This window comes from Pontibacter oryzae (assembly GCF_003576375.1).
GTDB classification, from domain to species: Bacteria; Bacteroidota; Bacteroidia; order Cytophagales; family Hymenobacteraceae; genus Pontibacter; species Pontibacter oryzae.
This window is the reverse complement of sequence record NZ_QWGE01000002.1, coordinates 614398-631554: the sequence shown is the minus strand read 5'-3', so window position 1 is coordinate 631554 and position 17157 is coordinate 614398. Positions and strand designations below refer to the sequence as shown.

The 17157-nt window shown below is 43.9% G+C and carries 13 protein-coding genes; 6 read left to right on the top strand and 7 right to left on the bottom strand.

Annotated elements, in window-relative coordinates:
* Window positions 1–119: 119 nt before the first annotated feature.
* Window positions 120–536, bottom strand: a complete 417-nt coding sequence (locus D1627_RS07575) for a hypothetical protein (protein WP_147383247.1) — start codon at window positions 534–536, stop codon at window positions 120–122.
* Window positions 537–900: 364 nt separating this feature from the next.
* Between D1627_RS07575 and D1627_RS07570 the strand changes: the two genes are divergently transcribed.
* Window positions 901–1368 carry a hypothetical protein gene (locus D1627_RS07570; RefSeq protein WP_119431608.1) on the top strand — a complete coding sequence of 156 codons (468 nt, stop codon included), beginning with the start codon at window positions 901–903 and terminating at the stop codon, window positions 1366–1368.
* 130 nt (window positions 1369–1498) lie between these two features.
* On the opposite strand, the gene D1627_RS07565 is transcribed toward D1627_RS07570, so the two are convergent.
* Window positions 1499–1930 carry a DUF2147 domain-containing protein gene (locus D1627_RS07565; RefSeq protein ID WP_233555547.1) on the bottom strand — a complete coding sequence of 144 codons (432 nt, stop codon included), beginning with the start codon at window positions 1928–1930 and terminating at the stop codon, window positions 1499–1501.
* Between the two features lie 1079 nt (window positions 1931–3009).
* Window positions 3010–3567 carry a C40 family peptidase gene (locus D1627_RS07555; RefSeq protein ID WP_119431606.1) on the bottom strand — a complete coding sequence of 186 codons (558 nt, stop codon included), beginning with the start codon at window positions 3565–3567 and terminating at the stop codon, window positions 3010–3012.
* Between the two features lie 264 nt (window positions 3568–3831).
* Between D1627_RS07555 and D1627_RS07550 the strand changes: the two genes are divergently transcribed.
* Together D1627_RS07550 and D1627_RS07545 are read left to right on the top strand one after the other, a co-directional pair.
* Entirely contained in the window at window positions 3832–4254 is a 423-nt protein-coding gene (locus D1627_RS07550) for a hypothetical protein (protein ID WP_119431605.1), read from the top strand.
* 60 nt (window positions 4255–4314) lie between these two features.
* Complete coding sequence (locus D1627_RS07545; protein WP_317125200.1) at window positions 4315–6159, top strand: M61 family metallopeptidase; 1845 nt, start codon at window positions 4315–4317, stop codon at window positions 6157–6159.
* Window positions 6160–6230: 71 nt separating this feature from the next.
* Here the strand turns inward: D1627_RS07545 and D1627_RS07540 are convergent, their stop codons facing one another.
* On the bottom strand, window positions 6231–6959 hold the full coding sequence (locus tag D1627_RS07540; protein ID WP_119431603.1) for an SIMPL domain-containing protein: 729 nt from the start codon (window positions 6957–6959) through the stop codon (window positions 6231–6233).
* Window positions 6960–7201: 242 nt separating this feature from the next.
* Here D1627_RS07540 and D1627_RS07535 point away from each other — a divergent pair, with 242 nt between their 5' ends.
* Window positions 7202–7567 (top strand): hypothetical protein, encoded by a 366-nt coding sequence (locus tag D1627_RS07535; RefSeq protein ID WP_147383245.1) that lies wholly within the window; start codon window positions 7202–7204, stop codon window positions 7565–7567.
* Window positions 7568–7592: 25 nt separating this feature from the next.
* Here the strand turns inward: D1627_RS07535 and D1627_RS07530 are convergent, their stop codons facing one another.
* The gene (locus tag D1627_RS07530; RefSeq protein ID WP_119431601.1) at window positions 7593–9017 is read right to left on the bottom strand and encodes a Glu/Leu/Phe/Val family dehydrogenase; all 1425 of its coding nucleotides are present in this window, start codon (window positions 9015–9017) and stop codon (window positions 7593–7595) included.
* Between the two features lie 317 nt (window positions 9018–9334).
* Here D1627_RS07530 and D1627_RS07525 point away from each other — a divergent pair, with 317 nt between their 5' ends.
* Complete coding sequence (locus tag D1627_RS07525) at window positions 9335–9829, top strand: hypothetical protein (RefSeq protein WP_147383243.1); 495 nt, start codon at window positions 9335–9337, stop codon at window positions 9827–9829.
* Window positions 9830–9893: 64 nt separating this feature from the next.
* Here the strand turns inward: D1627_RS07525 and D1627_RS07520 are convergent, their stop codons facing one another.
* Complete coding sequence (locus D1627_RS07520; RefSeq protein WP_119431599.1) at window positions 9894–10493, bottom strand: FKBP-type peptidyl-prolyl cis-trans isomerase; 600 nt, start codon at window positions 10491–10493, stop codon at window positions 9894–9896.
* Window positions 10494–11690: 1197 nt separating this feature from the next.
* Here D1627_RS07520 and D1627_RS07515 point away from each other — a divergent pair.
* A complete protein-coding gene (locus D1627_RS07515) occupies window positions 11691–13247 on the top strand; it encodes an FMN-binding glutamate synthase family protein (protein ID WP_119431598.1) in 1557 nt (518 codons plus the stop codon).
* Between the two features lie 354 nt (window positions 13248–13601).
* On the opposite strand, the gene D1627_RS07510 is transcribed toward D1627_RS07515, so the two are convergent.
* Window positions 13602–16988 (bottom strand): methylmalonyl-CoA mutase family protein, encoded by a 3387-nt coding sequence (locus tag D1627_RS07510; protein ID WP_119431597.1) that lies wholly within the window; start codon window positions 16986–16988, stop codon window positions 13602–13604.
* Between the last annotated feature and the right edge of the window lie 169 nt (window positions 16989–17157).

Genomic DNA, 17157 nt, shown 5'->3' with positions numbered 1-17157 from the left:
GTAAGTTAAGTATTTGTTCTCAGGGATCTAAATCTACCTTAAATTCAGATAAATTGAAACAAAATACCAGAAGTTTATACTATAGAGATACTAATTATATATTAAAGTATATATTCTTCTCATAGCTGGTTGTCATCAGGCCGAAGCACCTTCTTTAACAGCTCATCAAAAGTAAGAGGAGGGGAGAAATACGAGTCTTGGTATGTATTTGCGATAAACTTGATAAACCCAGGTTGCTTATTAATTAAGACATAGTCTAGCAAAACATTGCCATACATTTGGTTGCAAAGGCTGCTCCCAGGAAGGTCTGAGGCGGGGGGTGTCAGCAAATGCTTTTCTATCTGCTCTGTGTAGCGCTCATGCCTCACTTCCAGTTTGTCACAGCTATGCAACGTATAGCCTAAGTTCTGCACACGATCTTTCAGTAGGTCAAATAAGAAACCGAAGTTCTGCGCCCCAATACTAGGGTCATAGAAAAACACAGCGCCACTCAGGTTCTCGTCCTTAATTAACTGCACCCGAAGAGTGCTGGCCATACCAGCTTTTTGGAAGTGGTAGGCTTTAAAAAACGGTTCAGTCCAGTTAAGATATACTTGTTTATCTACCCATGCACGATATGCCGCCTTGAACTTATGGGTGCGTTCAAGCCTGGTACAAGTGGGCATATTGTCTTTCAATCCCAACAATCGGAAAAAAAAATCGTTAAATGGCATCTGATAATTTATCCATTAAACATGGTATACCCTAAATAGTTTATTCTTTGCCAAGGGATGAGCTAATATTACCCTTTCAAACTTTAAAATTAGGTAAAACAAACGTAACATTACCAGTTGCGTGTTTATATGCAGGCTATGATCTGCTGGCTATAATAACAAAAGCTGGTGCTAACGCTGAGAATATATGGAAATGATTACACAAGAGCTCGAAACTAAAAAACGGTTGCTTCAGGAGTGTTCCCGCCTTTTAAGCGCGCAGATAAAAGCTGCCAAAGATGCCATGGACGAAGCGCAGGCAAGCGCCAACGACCACCAGGGAGCCATGGAAGATAAGTTTGAATCATTCAGGGAGAACTGCCAGATCCAACGAGACATGTATGCGCGCCAGCTTGATGAGCTTATTACCACGCAAAGTGTGCTACGCCGTATTAATGCCACAAAGCTTAACCGTGATGTTTCGTTAGGCGCGGTTGTTCATACTGATTTCCAGAATTACTATATTGGGATTAGTATAGGAGAGCTAAAAGTTGAAGGAGAGTCTTACTTTGCCATATCCGGCATGTCGCCGTTGTACAAGGCGATGGCTGGCAAAACAGCGGGAGAGGAGTTTACATTCAGAGACAAAACGTATAAGGTGTTGCAGGTTTTTTAGAATCTTGGTTTGCTAAGCAAATTATCAAAACAAAAATCCTTAAATGGCAGTTAATAACCTTGTAAAGGGTTAATAAAAAAGGGTTGGTGCCTTACCAACCCTTTTTCTTTGCTCTGTATTTTATGTTATGCTAGTTCACGCGTGTCCAAGTCTGGGCACGGCCAATCAGCGAGATACCAATATACCCTTTCACCTCCATTTTATCTTTGCCAAGCATTTTCATGTAGCAGGAGTAAGTTTTGCCGCTTTCCGGGTCATAGATTGTGCCTTCGTCCCATTTGTTACCGCCTTCATACTCAAAACCTTTCATAAAAACCATACCCATGAGTGGGCGCATGCGTTGGTTTTTTTCAGGGTTGTTATCATCGAGCTTAGCCTTGCCGTTTCGGTTTGGCTCTTTAAGCGATACAATTTTACCGCAAAGCTTATCGCCGCACTGGTAAATCTCAAATTTTGCTTTTCCGTCTTCATTAGTCCAGACGCCTAGCGGAGACAGCTTTTGAGCCCATGCGCAGGTTGAGAAAAGCATGAGCACAAGCAGGGTTAGAAGGTGCTTTTTCATTAGATTGTTTAATTAGTTGTGAGTTATTAACGAAATATAAGTAAAATAATTCATCTGATGAGGCAGCGCTCAGAAAATGAAAGTACATTTTAATTTAAATTTTAATTCAATAGTGAAGCTGTGTCTACAAATTTACAAAAGCCACGAAATTTACCTTGGTAAGGCGAATTGTGTAACGGTTTAACACTCATTAACTTAGCATTAATAGTGCCGGAAATACTTATTTCTGCAAAATAAAACACAAAAAAAATGTGAACTTTTGAGCCAAGTTTTAACTTTATACAACAGTGAGTGGCGAGTGCCACGGGCTTTGGGCATCTTTTTGGTACAAATAATCTACCAGATTCAGGCTCATGGTTTATGTCGGACTAAAGAGAAAGGAGGTGCTATGTCTAATCCATCGGTCGTCTTAGTAAGCCTAGGTAATAATGTTCACTCTAAAGGTGATCTGGCTTAGTAAGCAGTACTAGCTACTGCTTGCGCAGATAGCGATGTTACCTCTGGTCTTCTTACAAGATGGTAAACTGAATAACAGAGCGCCGCTTACTAAGAAGTTGAGGGATTCCTGAAACACCTGGTGTAATCTGACGGGCTACATCAGGTGTTTCTTTTTTGCTACCCGCCCTATAAATCCTCCTTATAAATTGAGTTATCCCGCGTTCTGCGTTCCTGTATAAATGTGCCAACATAAACCCCAACAGCCACTAAGCAACTCACGCCTGAAATCAGAAATAGTGCGTTTCTCAAATTCCAAGTGAAAGTTTCTGGATCAATCTGCCAGATTATAAGTGCGCCAGTTAACAATGTTAGTGCCGTTACCGTGTGAAAAACGAATCGGTTGTGTTTGTGGAGATGGTAAGAACACGCCAGAAGCAAAATGCCTAAAAAACCCAACGAAAGGGCTATGATCGGGCTCGTTGGCTGCGTGAAGTAACCAACAAGCCCGACAATAATAAGTATAAGGGCATTAAACGTATTTATAATATAGGGATGGACCATAGCTAAGAGTTAAACGTTGGATAGCCGTAATGCACGCTATGGTTTTGTGTACGAAAAATAAGCAATCAGTTATGCTTTGCTTAGAGTACACGACGAATTTCTAAGAAACGCTCATTGTAGCGCGTACCTTCAACCTTGCTTACCTTTACGCCACCGTTCGATGAAGAATGAACAAAGGCAATCGTGTCTCCTGGCTCCGAGATTACGATTCCTACGTGGCCAGGCTCACGCACAGCTGCATTTGTGCCTGTAAAAATTACAAGATCACCCGGCTGAGCCTCTTCGCGACTAACATTTAACCCCTCATCAGCCTGCATGCGAGAAGAATGGGGAATATCAATTCCATAGGCATCAAAGACATGTGCGGTAAATCCAGAGCAGTCAAATCCATCGGGGCTCATACCCGCATAAATGTACGGTGTTCCTTTAAGGCTCATTGCATAAGAAATAAGCTGCTCAGCTTTAGAGTTTTGCAAAGGTACATTAGGTTGAGTTTCTGGAGTTATTGGCTCCTGCCTAGAAAATTCGGTCGTTGGTTTCTCTGCACGCACAGTATTGTTCAGGAACTGAGGTGCAAACAGAACTAGCAGAGCCAATATGACGACAGGTGTGATAATTAAAATCAAGTTCTTTTTCATAGTTGCCTTGTGTTTAGTAAAACTATAAGTATGAAAATTTCATGCCAGAACAAGTCTCTCAAGTATTTTATCGTGAAAACTTAGACTTATGGGGTGTCTATTCTATTTTAAAAAGGTAAAAAATTAACTAGCAGTAAAAGCATTCTTGCTACGTAAACAGGGCCGTTTGCCATATTCAAGGATATAAAAGAAAGGTTTTTTTAAAAAATTACATTTAGTGTTTGATAATGTATATTTTTGCCCGGCATCTTAAGTGAGGATTTAATGAAGTTGTATAAAGCAGGCACTTTTGAAGTAAACTATAACAATGCCCATAGCATTCTTACTCTGAAATGTAATACAGATTTGAATGTGGTGGAATTTAGGGAGGGTGTATTGGCCGCACTGCGCTATGCAGAGGCATTCGTTGTAAAACAATGGGTATTCGACTTCAGCCAAATTGGAAAGCTTAACGAAAAGGAGCAAGTATGGCTGGGTAATTACCTCTTTCCCAGGCTTATGATGAGCTTGGGGAGCGAAAACTACGTGGCAATGGTATTGTCTGAAGAGTGTTACCGTGAGCTGTTAAACGATTCAGGTAAGGATGGCCTGCATAGTTACAACTCGTTCATACTTTTGAATACTTTTTGTGTGGCAACAGATGCAGAGAATTGGTTGGTTACTCAAGCAATCCATAAGGCCTCCTAAGTATGTTATAACAGCCAACAGCTATATAGGGATTTTGAAAAGCACGGTTTTTGTTGTAAAATGCCAAAGCATTACTCACTAATCTCTAACGTTAACATGCTCAAACCACATCAATTTAAACTTTCACTTCTAATAGTTCTTTTCCTGACACTGGGAAACTCAGTCGCCTCATTGGCTGCTGAACTTAAGTATACGCTTTCGATGCCTGAACCACACACTCACTATTTTAAAGTTGAGGCAGAGTTGAGCGGGGCTAAGAAAAAATATGTAGATTTTACGCTGCCTGTTTGGGCACCGGGCTCATACCTGGTGCGGGAATTTGCCAAAAATGTCGAAAGCTTTAAAGCAACTGACAAGGAAGGTAAAGCGCTCCGTGCCGAAAAGATTGATAAAAATACTTGGCGCGTATACAGCGACAGAACCGATGTTGTTAAAGCTAGCTATGATGTGTATGCTTATGAGCTGAGCGTTAGAACAAGCTATCTGGACGCATCGCATGGTTATGTTAACGGGACTAGCATTTTTATGTACCCGGAAGGCTACCAAGATCAGAAGGGCACACTCATTGTAAAGCCTTATTCGGGCTGGAGCAAAGTGTCTACTGGCTTAAACAGTACTGGAAAATTCACCTATACTTTTCCTAACTATGATATTCTAGCTGATTCGCCGCTAGAGATTGGCAACCACGAAGTTTACACGTTCACGGCTGCTGGCGTTCCTCATGAGGTAGCAATGTATGGCGAAGGCAATTATGATGCGACGCGCCTGATGGCTGACATGCAGAAAATTACTGAGGAAGCCATAAAGGTAATGGGAGAGCTTCCTGTAGACCGTTACGTTTTCATCGTTCACAACCTGCAGCGCGGCGGCGGCGGCTTAGAGCATCTTAACTCTACAACCTTGCAAACCTCACGTTGGAACTATGGCTCCGAAAGCGCTTATAATGGCTTCTTAGGTTTGGTGGCGCATGAATATTTCCACCTTTGGAACGTAAAGCGCCTTCGCCCTGAAGCCCTTGGCCCTTTCGATTATAATAACGAAAACTATACGCGCTTGCTTTGGGTCTCTGAAGGTATAACAAGCTATTATGATGACCTTATAGTACGCAGAGCCGGATTCAGATCTCCGGAGGCATACTTGGGCACCGTTGCCGGAAGTATAAACTCTGTTGAAAATACGCCTGGAAATAAAATTCAGCCAGTGGCAGAAGCGAGTTTCGATGCCTGGATTAAATATTATCGCCGAAACGAAAACTCTAACAACGCAGAAGTATCATACTATACCAAAGGTGGGGTATTAGGTAGCTTGCTTAACATGGAAATTATGGAGGCTACAAAAGGGGAGAAGAACCTGGATGATGTTATGCGTTATATGTACCAACGATATTACAAAAAAATGGGCCGTGGCTTTAGAGAATCAGAAATCAAAGAAGCTATAGAGTCGATTTCTGGGCGAAGCATGGATGCCTTCTTCCGTGATTACGTGAACGGCACGCAATCTCCGGACTATAACAAATTCTACGATGCAGCCGGCCTTAAACTTGTTAATGCCAATGAAGGCAGCAATGCAATAAACTGGGGTGCTAGCACGTATTTATCTGATGGTAAGTTAATGGTGCGTGGCGTGAACCGCGGAAGCAGCGCCTGGGATGGCGGTTTGAATGTAAGTGATGAGGTTCTGGCCATAAACGGGTGGCGCGTAGGCGATGACCTGGATCGTTTCATTGCAAACCTGAACGTTGGAGATACTGCGCAAGTCCTGATATCAAGAGATGGGAAACTACAGACACTCGCTATCAAAATGGTTAAAGACACTAGCGTTCGCTACCAGTTTGTTCGCGTTGAAAACCCGACGCCAGAGCAGGATAAAATTTACAACACGTGGTTGGCTATCAGCAATAGCTAATATCCCAAAGTATTTACTCAAAGCAAAAGGGCGGCAGATTCTGTCGCCCTTTTGCTTTGAAAAGCTTGCTATCAATCTAACCTAAACGATGCGCTCACAACAGCTGTGATCTCCTTTTCGATAGAGGAGACATCGTTTATTCCATAATCTGAAATCATGTTAGAGTTAACGGGCGTGATCTGTATTACTCCCATGCGTGCGGTTGTGATAGAGCCTAAGTCGCTGCCGGTGGCTTCCGCAATTTTGTTGGCTCTGTTCAAAGCATCTTTAGCTGCATCTGCCTGAATTTCTATTTTAAGGTCTGCCAGGCCTGTATAATAATACTCTGGGGGCATCACGGTAATATTCACACCCTGGTTCACCAGTGAAATCATATCCAGCGACACACTCTTAATCTTTATGACATCCTTTGCTTTAACCTCAATTAGTTGATTGGCAGTATACTCCAAAATACGATTGCTACTATAGCCTTTATCAGTGATCTCGTAGATAGGGTTTAGGTTGATCGGGCTAAATTCTATACTTGATTCGGTAAACCCCTTCGACTTTAAATAGCTGAGAACTTGCGGGCGCTGCGCCAGTAATTGCTTATAAGCTGCTTCAGCGGTGGGGCCATTAGCTTGTATATTGCTGCGCAATACACCCAGGTCAGAAACTATGTCTCGCTTAGCAGACCCAGTTACGTTAATTGTTTGATTTGCTTTGTCCCTGGCTCTTAAAGATAGGGTAAAGAATAAAGTACAGATGATGAGACTCACACCCAATACCAGCGAAGCAGCTACCAAGTTACTTTTGTTCATAGTTATTAATGTTTATAGAGCCCTTACGAAGTGTAACCTAATTAGTAAGCTAAAAATGAACGAGATACAGTAATGCTTTCACAAGCGCGTCTATTTGTAAATTAAAATATAGCTATGTAACTTTCAGCTTGTAGTTAGCCAGTTAACGGAGCTTAATGGTACTATTTAAAACGAGTAAGGTGAGTATATATTTCAACAGGCCAGCTAACCTGTTGCAGATAACCTGGATACAAAAACCTTGTATGGCAGAGTTTAAAGCGGCCTATCTTTCTGCTTTATACTTTGTAGAAACCCAACCCTGTATCAGGCTTTTTTACACAGATCAGATTCTGATTGGTGCTTTTGATGCCCAGCAGGAAGGATGGCTGGTGCAGGAGTTTTATCCTAAGGTGCAGCACATTATAACGGAAGATATTTGGGCAGCCGTTGTTTTCTCAGAAGATCACTTTAAAGCAATTGTTTCCAATTACAAAGTGCCGTCAGCTTTGCCAGTCCAGCGTTTTATACATTTTAATTATTTCACCAACCGGCAAGAGGCGGAACTTTGGCTAAAGGAAATGAAAAAAGGCCAGAACCTGCTGGTTGCAATGCCAGGCTCTGACCTTTAAATTCTCTGTAACTAGTGAAGGCAGATCATGGGAAAATGCCTAAAGACTCGTAACTCACCCCGATTTTCTCAATAGCTGTCAAGAAAGCCGCTGTGCGCAAGTCCGGAATGTTCTTCTCTAGCATCACGTCGCGTATTTCATGGTAAGCGTTGATCATCGTATCCTCGAGGCCGGAGCGAACTAGGCTTATCTCGTCAGAGCCTTGTGTAAGAAATGCACGCTCCTGTGTAGACATTGATTTGCCCGAACTTGTTTCGATGGCGTTAACTAGGCGTCTGTAACTTGCTTCTTCAGCACGCTTACCCATTCGGCCAAATCTAACATTAGAAAGGTTCTTGAGCCATTCAAAGTATGAAACGGTAACTCCGCCTGCGTTTAAGTATAGGTCTGGGAGTATGATTATGCCGTTTCGGAGTAATATCTCCTCAGCTTCTCTGGTTACAGGACCATTTGCACCTTCAGCAACAATTTTTGCCTTTATGTTTGCTGCGTTACCTTTATGAATCACATTCTCAAGTGCAGCAGGCAAAAGAATATCGCATTCCATCTCCAACATCTCTTCGGAACTGTCGAAGTTCTTGCAGTCTTTAAAGTTTAGAATAGACCCATTCTCGCTTCGGTGTTTAAAGGCCTCTTTAACGTCAATGCCATTCGGGTTAAAAATACCGCCTTCGCGTTCTGCTATGCCTGTAATTACTGCACCATCTTGTTGGCAAAAATAAGCTGCGTGGTAGCCTACATTGCCCAATCCCTGAACTATAATGCGCTTTCCCTCCATGGTGTTGCCATCCATGTGCTTATCCTTAAGCAAGTCACCGTCACTCAGTGCTTCCCGTAGTCCGAAGTATATGCCTAATCCTGTGGCTTCGGCTCTTCCACGGATACCGCCTTGCCCAACAGGCTTGCCTGTAACACACCCTAAAGCATTGGTCTCACCATACTTTAAGGCCTGATACGTATCAGCAATCCAGGCCATTTCGCGGCTGCCTGTGCCATAGTCAGGTGCCGGCACATCCATGCCTGGCCCGATAAGGTTTTTCTTAATTAGCTCTGCTGCATAGCGACGGGTTACTTTCTCCAGCGTTTTAACAGAACTGGTTCGAGGGTTAATCTTCACACCGCCTTTGGCGCCGCCAAAAGGCACATCCACAACGGCGCATTTAAATGTCATCAGCGAGGCAAGAGCTTTCACTTCGTCCTCATCAACTTGCATGCTAAAACGGATGCCGCCTTTGGAGGGTAGTTTATGATGGCTATGCTGCACTCGTATGCCTTCAAAGACTTCCACGGTGCCATCTATCTCTACCGGAAAGGAAACCTTATATACACTGTTTGGGGCACGAATCTGTGCAATAATTCCAGAGCTTAGCCTAGAATAGCTGGCGGCATGGTCGAAATACTGATGGACGCTGTCTAAAAACTTCCTACCTTCATTTGAGTTGTTTGCCATACAAGGGTTCTAATTTTTTGATGTTGGTCAGATGTTTAATGAACGGCTCTTTGATGCTTTTGTTCGCTTAACTTGATTTATTGGTATAATCACCAGCTTTTAGTATCATCATGATGATAGATTGGTAGTTGCATAATTTAATGAATTGTTCAATTTATTAAATTATATATTCTATATATTTGTTTTTGATATTTATATAGAGCAATTTTGCCATGCGAAAATTATATTAACGTTGGGGCAAGTATGTTATGCTCCTGACGTTATTAACTAAGTGACGTTACATTGATTGAGTCATTAGCGCTTCAAAACCAATGTTTATGAATGAAGTAATTTATGAAGCCGGAATTTCATCACAGCAGCAGCAAGCGGCTGTCGAACTGTATTCAGCTGCATATTTAAAAATTGAGTACTGCGCCTCTTATAAAACCTTGCTAGTAAACTGGTCGGGGAAGACGAGTTCTAAGGAGCTTAGAAATGGCTATAATTTAATCAGGGAAGCACTGATGGATTATAAGCCTCAAAAATGGCTCTTAGATATACATAAAAGGCATCCAATTTCAAAAGAAGATCAGCAATGGGTGTTCAAGGAAGTTTTCCCGGAGATACTCCGAAGGATTGATAGAGATTTATTTGTAGCAGTTGTACTTCCGGTAACACAATTCCATGCCCTAGTGGGAGGGCTTAATGGGGATGAGTTTATACATGATAACAGCTTCTTGATTTTACAGCACTTTCTTTATCAAGAGGAGGCACAGCGGTGGTTAAACCAAATGCATGATTTTAAGCTAGCTGCATCCACCCGCGTAGGCTAAAGCAACGATACAAAAAAGGCCTGTGTTATGTTTGACACAGGCCTTTTCTTTAATTGCTTAACTTTTACTTTACCTGCAAAAGCTCAACATCAAAAATAAGTGTTGAATTTGGTCCGATAACGTCGCCAGCACCTTGTGCACCATAAGCCAGGTTGGCTGGTACGAAAAGTCTCCATTTAGCGCCTTCCTTCATCATTTGCAAGGCTTCTGTCCAGCCAGCAATCACGCCATTCACCGGGAAGGTGGCAGGCTGGCCGCGCTCATACGATGAATCGAAGGTGGTACCATCGATTAGTGTGCCATGATAATGCGTGGTAACAGTATCGTTTGCAGACGGTGATTTACCGTTGCCTTCCTGCAGAACGATGTACTGGAGGCCGCTAGGAAGTGTCTGTACACCTTCTTTGTTCTTGTTCTCAGCTAAAAATGCCTCACCTGCCTGTTGGTTAGCGCTTCCGGCTGCATTTTGTTTCTGCGCCATTTCCTGCTGCAAAGCCATCATAGCTTCCTGAACTTCTTGCTGCGTTAAGCTTGACTCAGTGCCTGACTGTATGTCCTTAAGTCCTTTCATAAAAGAGTCTGCCTCCACCTCAATGCCTTGCTTCTTCAGGTTAGTTGCCATGTCGCGGCCAATGATGTAGCTGATCTTTTCTTTTAAATCCATAGTGCGTAGTTGTGCACGCTAGCGTGCTGTTAAGTATATGTTTATAATTTTCTACAGTATGTAATACTACAAAGCTACATATTTTATACTTAACCAAAAGTTTACTAAAATATGTGGGCCTTAAATATGCATTACTTGTTTTAACTTACGCAACTACAAAATTTAGGGCCACTAGCAAAGTGCATTAATGGCTACATCAATGAGTTAATATGGGGCCGATCACAGTCATTCAAAAGCATATCCTTGTGCTACCTAATGAGTATTCGGAGAACGCTGCCAAAATGGTGTTCACGCCATCGAAGCAGGTGTGCACACTGTCGTTTGAAGTAGAAGATAGGTCTTATAAGATAAAGTAGGTGTTTATGCTGTGCTACACTAGGCTGATCAAAAGCAATGATGCAAAGGGCTGTACTTTTTCGTATCCTAAAGTATTTGTTATTTAAGCGATAGAATTAACGTGGATATACCTATGAATTGGCTCTAAACGAACTTGTGCAAGCATCTAAGGCCACTTAATAAAGGCACCTTAGTTGTTTACCTTAATTCTTGGTTATAAGTACTGCTGGTAATCCTCTTCAGATAGATCAATCACGATAGTATCTGGTGCTAACATGCTCTTTATAAGTAGGCCAACTCTGTTTCCTAGTAAAGGTAGAGAGAAGATAGCTGAAATTTGTCTCATTCTTTTAAAGCTTAAAGTTAAGTTCCGGTTTAAAACGCTATTTCGCTTGCAAGGTTGCCATTTCTTGTAAACTGCAGGTTTTGTAGAAGTTATCAATCAATTAATCTTATGCATCTACTTGTTGTCCAGTTAATTATACAGAATCAGGATTGCTGCATGATTACGGATGATAGAATAGTTGACCAGGTTGATAGCCTGTAATAACACTTCCAAAAAATTCATCTGTGTGCTTTATGGTTTTTGTCCGGGAGAATGATATACCTTTGCGGCAAAATTTTATGCATGGGTTTGCAACATATACAAAACAGTCCGGCGAGTAGTAAGTCAAAATTTGTGAGCCTCCCGGCTTACAAAAACAATACATTGTACTTTGCTTATCAAAACACGAGTTGCTGTACCTAATCAGTTTCCCCCAAATTTAGCACAAACTTCAGGTGCCCACACATGCAAGTATGCGTAGGGTTCAGGATGATATTAATCGAATAAAATACTTCTTGTAAAAACCTTCAATTCAAATGGCAACAAAAATCAGCGTTAGGCAAACGATGTCGTATGCTTTTATCGCAGCTTACTTGGTATTTCTTTCTTTATCAATTTTTGACCGGCAAATGCTTTGGTTGCTGCTGGTGCTTGTTCCATTTCACCTTGGATATCTGTATGATGTAAGGCAGTCGCGCCATACATTGTTGCGCAACTATCCCTTGGTTGGCCACCTGCGTTACCTATTTGAAAGTATCCGCCCGGAATTTCGTCAGTATTTCTTTGAATCTGACTTAGATGGTAAACCATTTAGCCGCCGCCAGCGCTCTGTAGTATACCAGCGTGCCAAGAACCAGCGCCAAACGGTGCCGTTTGGTATGCAAAGTAACAGCCAGGAGCAGGGCTATGAATGGATCTCCCATACTATGTTCCCGGTGCATGTGCGCGAAGAAGACCTGAGAGTTACTGTTGGGAGCAGCCGTTGTACACAGCCTTACAATGCTAGTATATATAACATCTCAGCTATGAGCTATGGCTCGCTGAGCAAAACGGCCGTAAAAGCTTTGAGTGCGGGCGCCAAACTGGGAGGCTTTGCTCACAACACAGGAGAGGGCGGCGTGAGCCCATTTCATATTGAGGGCGGCGGCGACCTGATCTGGCAGATTGGCACCGGATACTTTGGCTGCCGCGATAAAAACGGTGATTTCTCAGAAGACCTATTTAAAGCACAAGCCGCTCATCCAAACATCAAAATGGTGGAGATCAAGCTCTCACAAGGGGCAAAGCCTGGCCATGGAGGTATTCTTCCGGCTGCCAAAAATACACCTGAGATTGCAGCTATTCGCAAAGTGGAGCCTTATACAACGGTTGCATCGCCGCCAGCGCACGCTGCTTTTAACGACCAGTTTACCATGCTGCTTTTCATTGAAAAACTTCGTGTTTTATCGGACGGAAAGCCAGTGGGTATAAAGCTTTGTATCGGTGAGAAACAAGAGTTCGATCGGCTATGCCAGGAAATGATGCATAACAACATGTTTCCGGATTTTATAACGATAGATGGGGCAGAAGGAGGTACCGGAGCGGCACCACTCGAATTTACAGATAGCCTGGGCATGCCGCTATACGATGCGCTAGCCTTTGCCCACAGCACGCTTAAAAAGTATGGCCTTCGCAATGAAGTTAAATTGGTAGCGGCTGGCAAAATTATCACTGCCGTGGATATTATAAAGGCGATTTCGCTCGGAGCCAATATTTGCTACAGTGCGCGCGGGATGATGTTTGCACTTGGATGCATTCAGGCGCTGCAGTGTGACTCAGGCCGTTGCCCGGTTGGTATTGCCACGCAGGATGCAAACTTATACAAGGGACTTGATGTGGCAGACAAGCAAGTTCGTGTGGCTAATTTCCATGGCAATACCATGAAATCCACGGTTGAGGTGATGGAAGCATGTGGTTTTGCCACCTTAACGGATATTAAGCCGGATAAAATTTACAGAAGGATTGAGCAAGGCAAGCATGCCACATTTAAAGAACTATACTTCTCTAAACATGCTGCCCCCCGCGAGTTCAGCACCAATTATATGCTAAACTAAGTATAACTACACCATACATAAAAGCCGCGACCCTGAGTCAGGGCGCGGCTTTTATTTTTTTATAAGGGTAAGGCATTACAAATAATCCTCGTTATGTTCATCGTAAGTATCTAGCTCAAATTCATCACCGCTAAAACAGTTGTATACGAACAGGCATGCTGCTGTTCCAATCAACAAGGCGGATCCAATCAAGTATAGCAGCGGAGTTGCTTCAGTTCGTTTCATACGTTAGTGTTATATTCAAAATGATATTTACGAAGAGTGCTTAACTCAGTTATAGTTAATTATTATTAACATGCTAAAAGAAAAGCCGGACCTAATGGCCCGGCTTTCTCAAGTATAAAAAATGTTGAGTTACATATTTCTTCTATACTGACCACCCACTTCAAACAAGGCGTTTGTGATCTGGCCCAGCGAGCAGTACTTAACGGTTTCCATCATCTCCTCGAAAATGTTTCCGTTGTTTATGGCTACCTGTTGCAACTTGGTAAGCATCTCCGTTGACTTGCTGGAGTTGCCTTCCTGAAGTGCGTGCACCATGTTGATCTGATATTTCTTTTCCTCTTCGGTGGCACGGATAACCTCGGTTGGGATAACCGTTGGAGAGCCTTTTGAGGAAAGGAAGGTGTTAACGCCGATAATAGGGTATTCGCCAGTATGCTTCAGGGTTTCATAGTATAGGCTCTCCTCCTGAATTTTACCGCGCTGATACATGGTTTCCATGGCGCCTAGCACGCCGCCTCGTTCGGTAATGCGGTCAAACTCGGTCAACACAGCCTCTTCCACTAAATCAGTCAGCTCTTCTATAATGAATGAGCCTTGCAGCGGGTTCTCGTTCTTGGCAAGACCCAGCTCACGGTTGATGATCAACTGAATAGCCATAGCTCTGCGCACCGATGCCTCGGTTGGTGTGGTGATGGCTTCGTCGTAAGCGTTGGTGTGCAGCGAGTTACAGTTGTCGTAAATGGCGTAAAGTGCCTGCAGCGTGGTGCGTATATCGTTGAAGTCAATCTCCTGCGCGTGCAGCGAACGGCCCGATGTTTGGATGTGGTACTTGAGCATCTGAGAGCGGGCATCGGCGCCATACTTGTGTTTCATGGCTTTGGCCCAGATTCTTCGTGCTACTCGGCCAATCACGGCATATTCCGGATCAATCCCGTTAGAGAAGAAGAAGCTCAGGTTTGGCGCAAACTTATTGATATCCATGCCGCGGCTCACGTAATATTCCACAAATGTAAAGCCGTTTGCCAGTGTAAATGCCAACTGCGAGATTGGGTTGGCACCTGCCTCTGCAATGTGGTAACCGGAAATAGAAACCGAGTAGAAATTACGTACGCTCTTGTCGATAAAGTATTGCTGCACATCGCCCATTAAACGAAGTGAGAATTCCGTGGAGAAGATACAGGTGTTCTGTGCCTGATCCTCTTTCAGAATATCGGCCTGCACGGTTCCGCGAACGGCAGCCAGGGTGCGTGTTTTAATCGGTTCGTATATTTCGGCAGGCAGCACTTGGTCTCCGGTAACGCCCAGCAACATCAAGCCTAAACCATCGTTCCCTTCTGGCAACGGACCCTGATAACTTGGCCTGGCAATACCTTTTTCTTTATAAATAGCCTCAATCTTGGCGTTTATCTCCTCTTCCAGGCCATGTTCTTTAATATAAAGTTCGCATTGCTGGTCGATGGCCGCGTTCATGAAGAAGCCGGTAAGTATAGCCGCCGGACCGTTAATGGTCATAGATACGGAGGTTTTCGGGTCGGCCAGGTTAAAGCCAGAGTATAGTTTCTTGGCATCATCCAGGCAGCAAATGCTTACACCTGAGTTGCCTATCTTACCGTAGATGTCTGGTCTGTAGTCCGGGTCTTCGCCGTAAAGGGTTACCGAGTCGAAGGCCGTAGACAAACGCTTAGCTGGCATGCCTAAACTTACGTAATGGAAACGACGGTTGGTTCGCTCTGGCCCGCCCTCACCGGCAAACATACGGGTTGGGTCTTCGCCTTCGCGCTTGAACGGAAACACGCCTGCCGTGTATGGGAACTCGCCTGGAACGTTCTCCTGCAGGTTCCACTTTAGCAAATCGCCCCAAGCCTCGTAACGTGGTGTAGAAACCTTTGGTATTTGAAGGTGCGATAGCGACTCGGTATGTGTTTTTATCTTCAGCTCTTTGTCTCGAACTTTGAAAACGTAGAACTCATTTTTATAAGCCTGAACCTTCTCTTTCCAGTTCTCCAGGATTTTCTTGTTCTGGCCGTCAAGGTTCAGCTCTACTTCAGCATAAGCTTGCTCCAGTTGTTTTACCAGACGGTCTTTGTCCTCCACTTCTATACCTTGCACAGCCTCAATAGACTTCTTGATGCCGTATAGTTTCTGAGCTATTTCAGCCTGGTCGTTGGCCCACTTGTCGTAGCCGCGAATCGTTTCTGAAATTTCAGACAGATACCGTGTACGACTAGGAGGGATGATAAATACCTTCTCCGACATCTCTTTGGAGGTTTGCAAGTTGGAGTCAAATGCAACACCTGTCTTCTCAGAGATTTTGGCCATGATGGCGCGGTAAAGCTGGTTCATGCCCGGGTCGTTAAACTGCGAGGCGATGGTTCCGAATACCGGAATGTCATCATCGTTGATATCCCAAAGCTGATGGTTGCGCTTGTACTGCTTCTTCACATCGCGCAGAGCGTCCAAGGCCCCACGCTTATCGAACTTATTGAGCGCAATCACATCGGCAAAGTCCAGCATGTCAATCTTTTCCAGCTGCGTGGCGGCGCCATATTCCGGTGTCATCACATATAAGCTGGTATCAGAATGCTCAATAATCTCGGTATCAGACTGGCCAATGCCTGAAGTCTCAAGTATAATCAGGTCGAAGTTAGCTGCCTTCACAATGTCAACAGCATCCTGCACATACTTACTTAGCGCCAGGTTGCTTTGGCGCGTGGCCAGGGAGCGCATATACACACGCTCGTTTGAAATAGAGTTCATCCGGATTCTATCGCCGAGCAAAGCACCACCAGTTTTGCGCTTGGATGGGTCCACTGATATAATGGCAATTTTTTTCTCCGGGAAGTCCATCAGGAATCGCCGTACCAGCTCATCTACCAAAGAAGACTTTCCGGCTCCACCCGTACCCGTAATACCGAGGACAGGTGTTGTAATGGCTTTAGCCTGCTCCTTTATTTCCTGAAGTATACTCTTGGCTTCCTCCGGAAAGTTCTCGGCGGCAGAAATAAGGCGCGCTATGGCCTTTGGGTTTTTCTCCTGCAGATGCTTAGCTTCACCGTTTAGGTTCTGGCCAGTAGGGAAATCGCACTTCTGCAGCATGTCGTTAATCATACCTTGAAGGCCCATGGCGCGGCCATCGTCTGGGGAGTAGATACGGGCAATGCCATATCCGTGCAGTTCCTCGATCTCATCCGGAAGGATAACTCCGCCGCCGCCTCCAAAGATGCGGATATGCTCGCTGCCACGCTCTTGTAACAGGTCGTGCATGTATTTAAAGTACTCTATGTGGCCGCCCTGGTAGGAAGTTATGGCAATGGCCTGTGCATCTTCCTGAATGGCGCAATCCACGATTTCCTGCACGGAGCGGTTGTGGCCCAGGTGAATAACTTCTGCCCCAGATGACTGAATGATGCGGCGCATAATATTGATAGCAGCATCATGGCCGTCAAAAAGAGAGGCCGCCGTTACGATACGGATATGGTTAACGGGCTTGTATGGTTCTACAGTAGTGAGGTGCATACTTATCTAAACAGTTTTTTTCCAGATTTGATGCGAATATAGGCAATTTTAGGCATAAAGCCGACCATAGCCCGTGCTTCGTTCAGAGGCTATTTCATACTTTAATTGTACGTTTTTGCTGCATGTAGTGTAAATAAACTTTCTTTCTTCTTAACTTTGTTCTTCGTAT

What these genes read in the sequence shown, in the direction of transcription:
- D1627_RS07575 (WP_147383247.1), bottom strand. Translation starts at nt 536, where the DNA reads ATGGCCAGCACTCTTCGGGTGCAGTTAATTAAGGACGAGAACCTGAGT.
- D1627_RS07570 (WP_119431608.1), top strand. Translation starts at nt 901, where the DNA reads ATGGAAATGATTACACAAGAGCTCGAAACTAAAAAACGGTTGCTTCAG.
- D1627_RS07565 (WP_233555547.1), bottom strand. Translation starts at nt 1,930, where the DNA reads ATGAAAAAGCACCTTCTAACCCTGCTTGTGCTCATGCTTTTCTCAACC.
- D1627_RS07555 (WP_119431606.1), bottom strand. Translation starts at nt 3,567, where the DNA reads ATGAAAAAGAACTTGATTTTAATTATCACACCTGTCGTCATATTGGCT.
- D1627_RS07550 (WP_119431605.1), top strand. Translation starts at nt 3,832, where the DNA reads ATGAAGTTGTATAAAGCAGGCACTTTTGAAGTAAACTATAACAATGCC.
- D1627_RS07545 (WP_317125200.1), top strand. Translation starts at nt 4,315, where the DNA reads ATGCCAAAGCATTACTCACTAATCTCTAACGTTAACATGCTCAAACCA.
- D1627_RS07540 (WP_119431603.1), bottom strand. Translation starts at nt 6,959, where the DNA reads ATGAACAAAAGTAACTTGGTAGCTGCTTCGCTGGTATTGGGTGTGAGT.
- D1627_RS07535 (WP_147383245.1), top strand. Translation starts at nt 7,202, where the DNA reads ATGGCAGAGTTTAAAGCGGCCTATCTTTCTGCTTTATACTTTGTAGAA.
- D1627_RS07530 (WP_119431601.1), bottom strand. Translation starts at nt 9,017, where the DNA reads ATGGCAAACAACTCAAATGAAGGTAGGAAGTTTTTAGACAGCGTCCAT.
- D1627_RS07525 (WP_147383243.1), top strand. Translation starts at nt 9,335, where the DNA reads ATGAATGAAGTAATTTATGAAGCCGGAATTTCATCACAGCAGCAGCAA.
- D1627_RS07520 (WP_119431599.1), bottom strand. Translation starts at nt 10,493, where the DNA reads ATGGATTTAAAAGAAAAGATCAGCTACATCATTGGCCGCGACATGGCA.
- D1627_RS07515 (WP_119431598.1), top strand. Translation starts at nt 11,691, where the DNA reads ATGGCAACAAAAATCAGCGTTAGGCAAACGATGTCGTATGCTTTTATC.
- D1627_RS07510 (WP_119431597.1), bottom strand. Translation starts at nt 16,988, where the DNA reads ATGCACCTCACTACTGTAGAACCATACAAGCCCGTTAACCATATCCGT.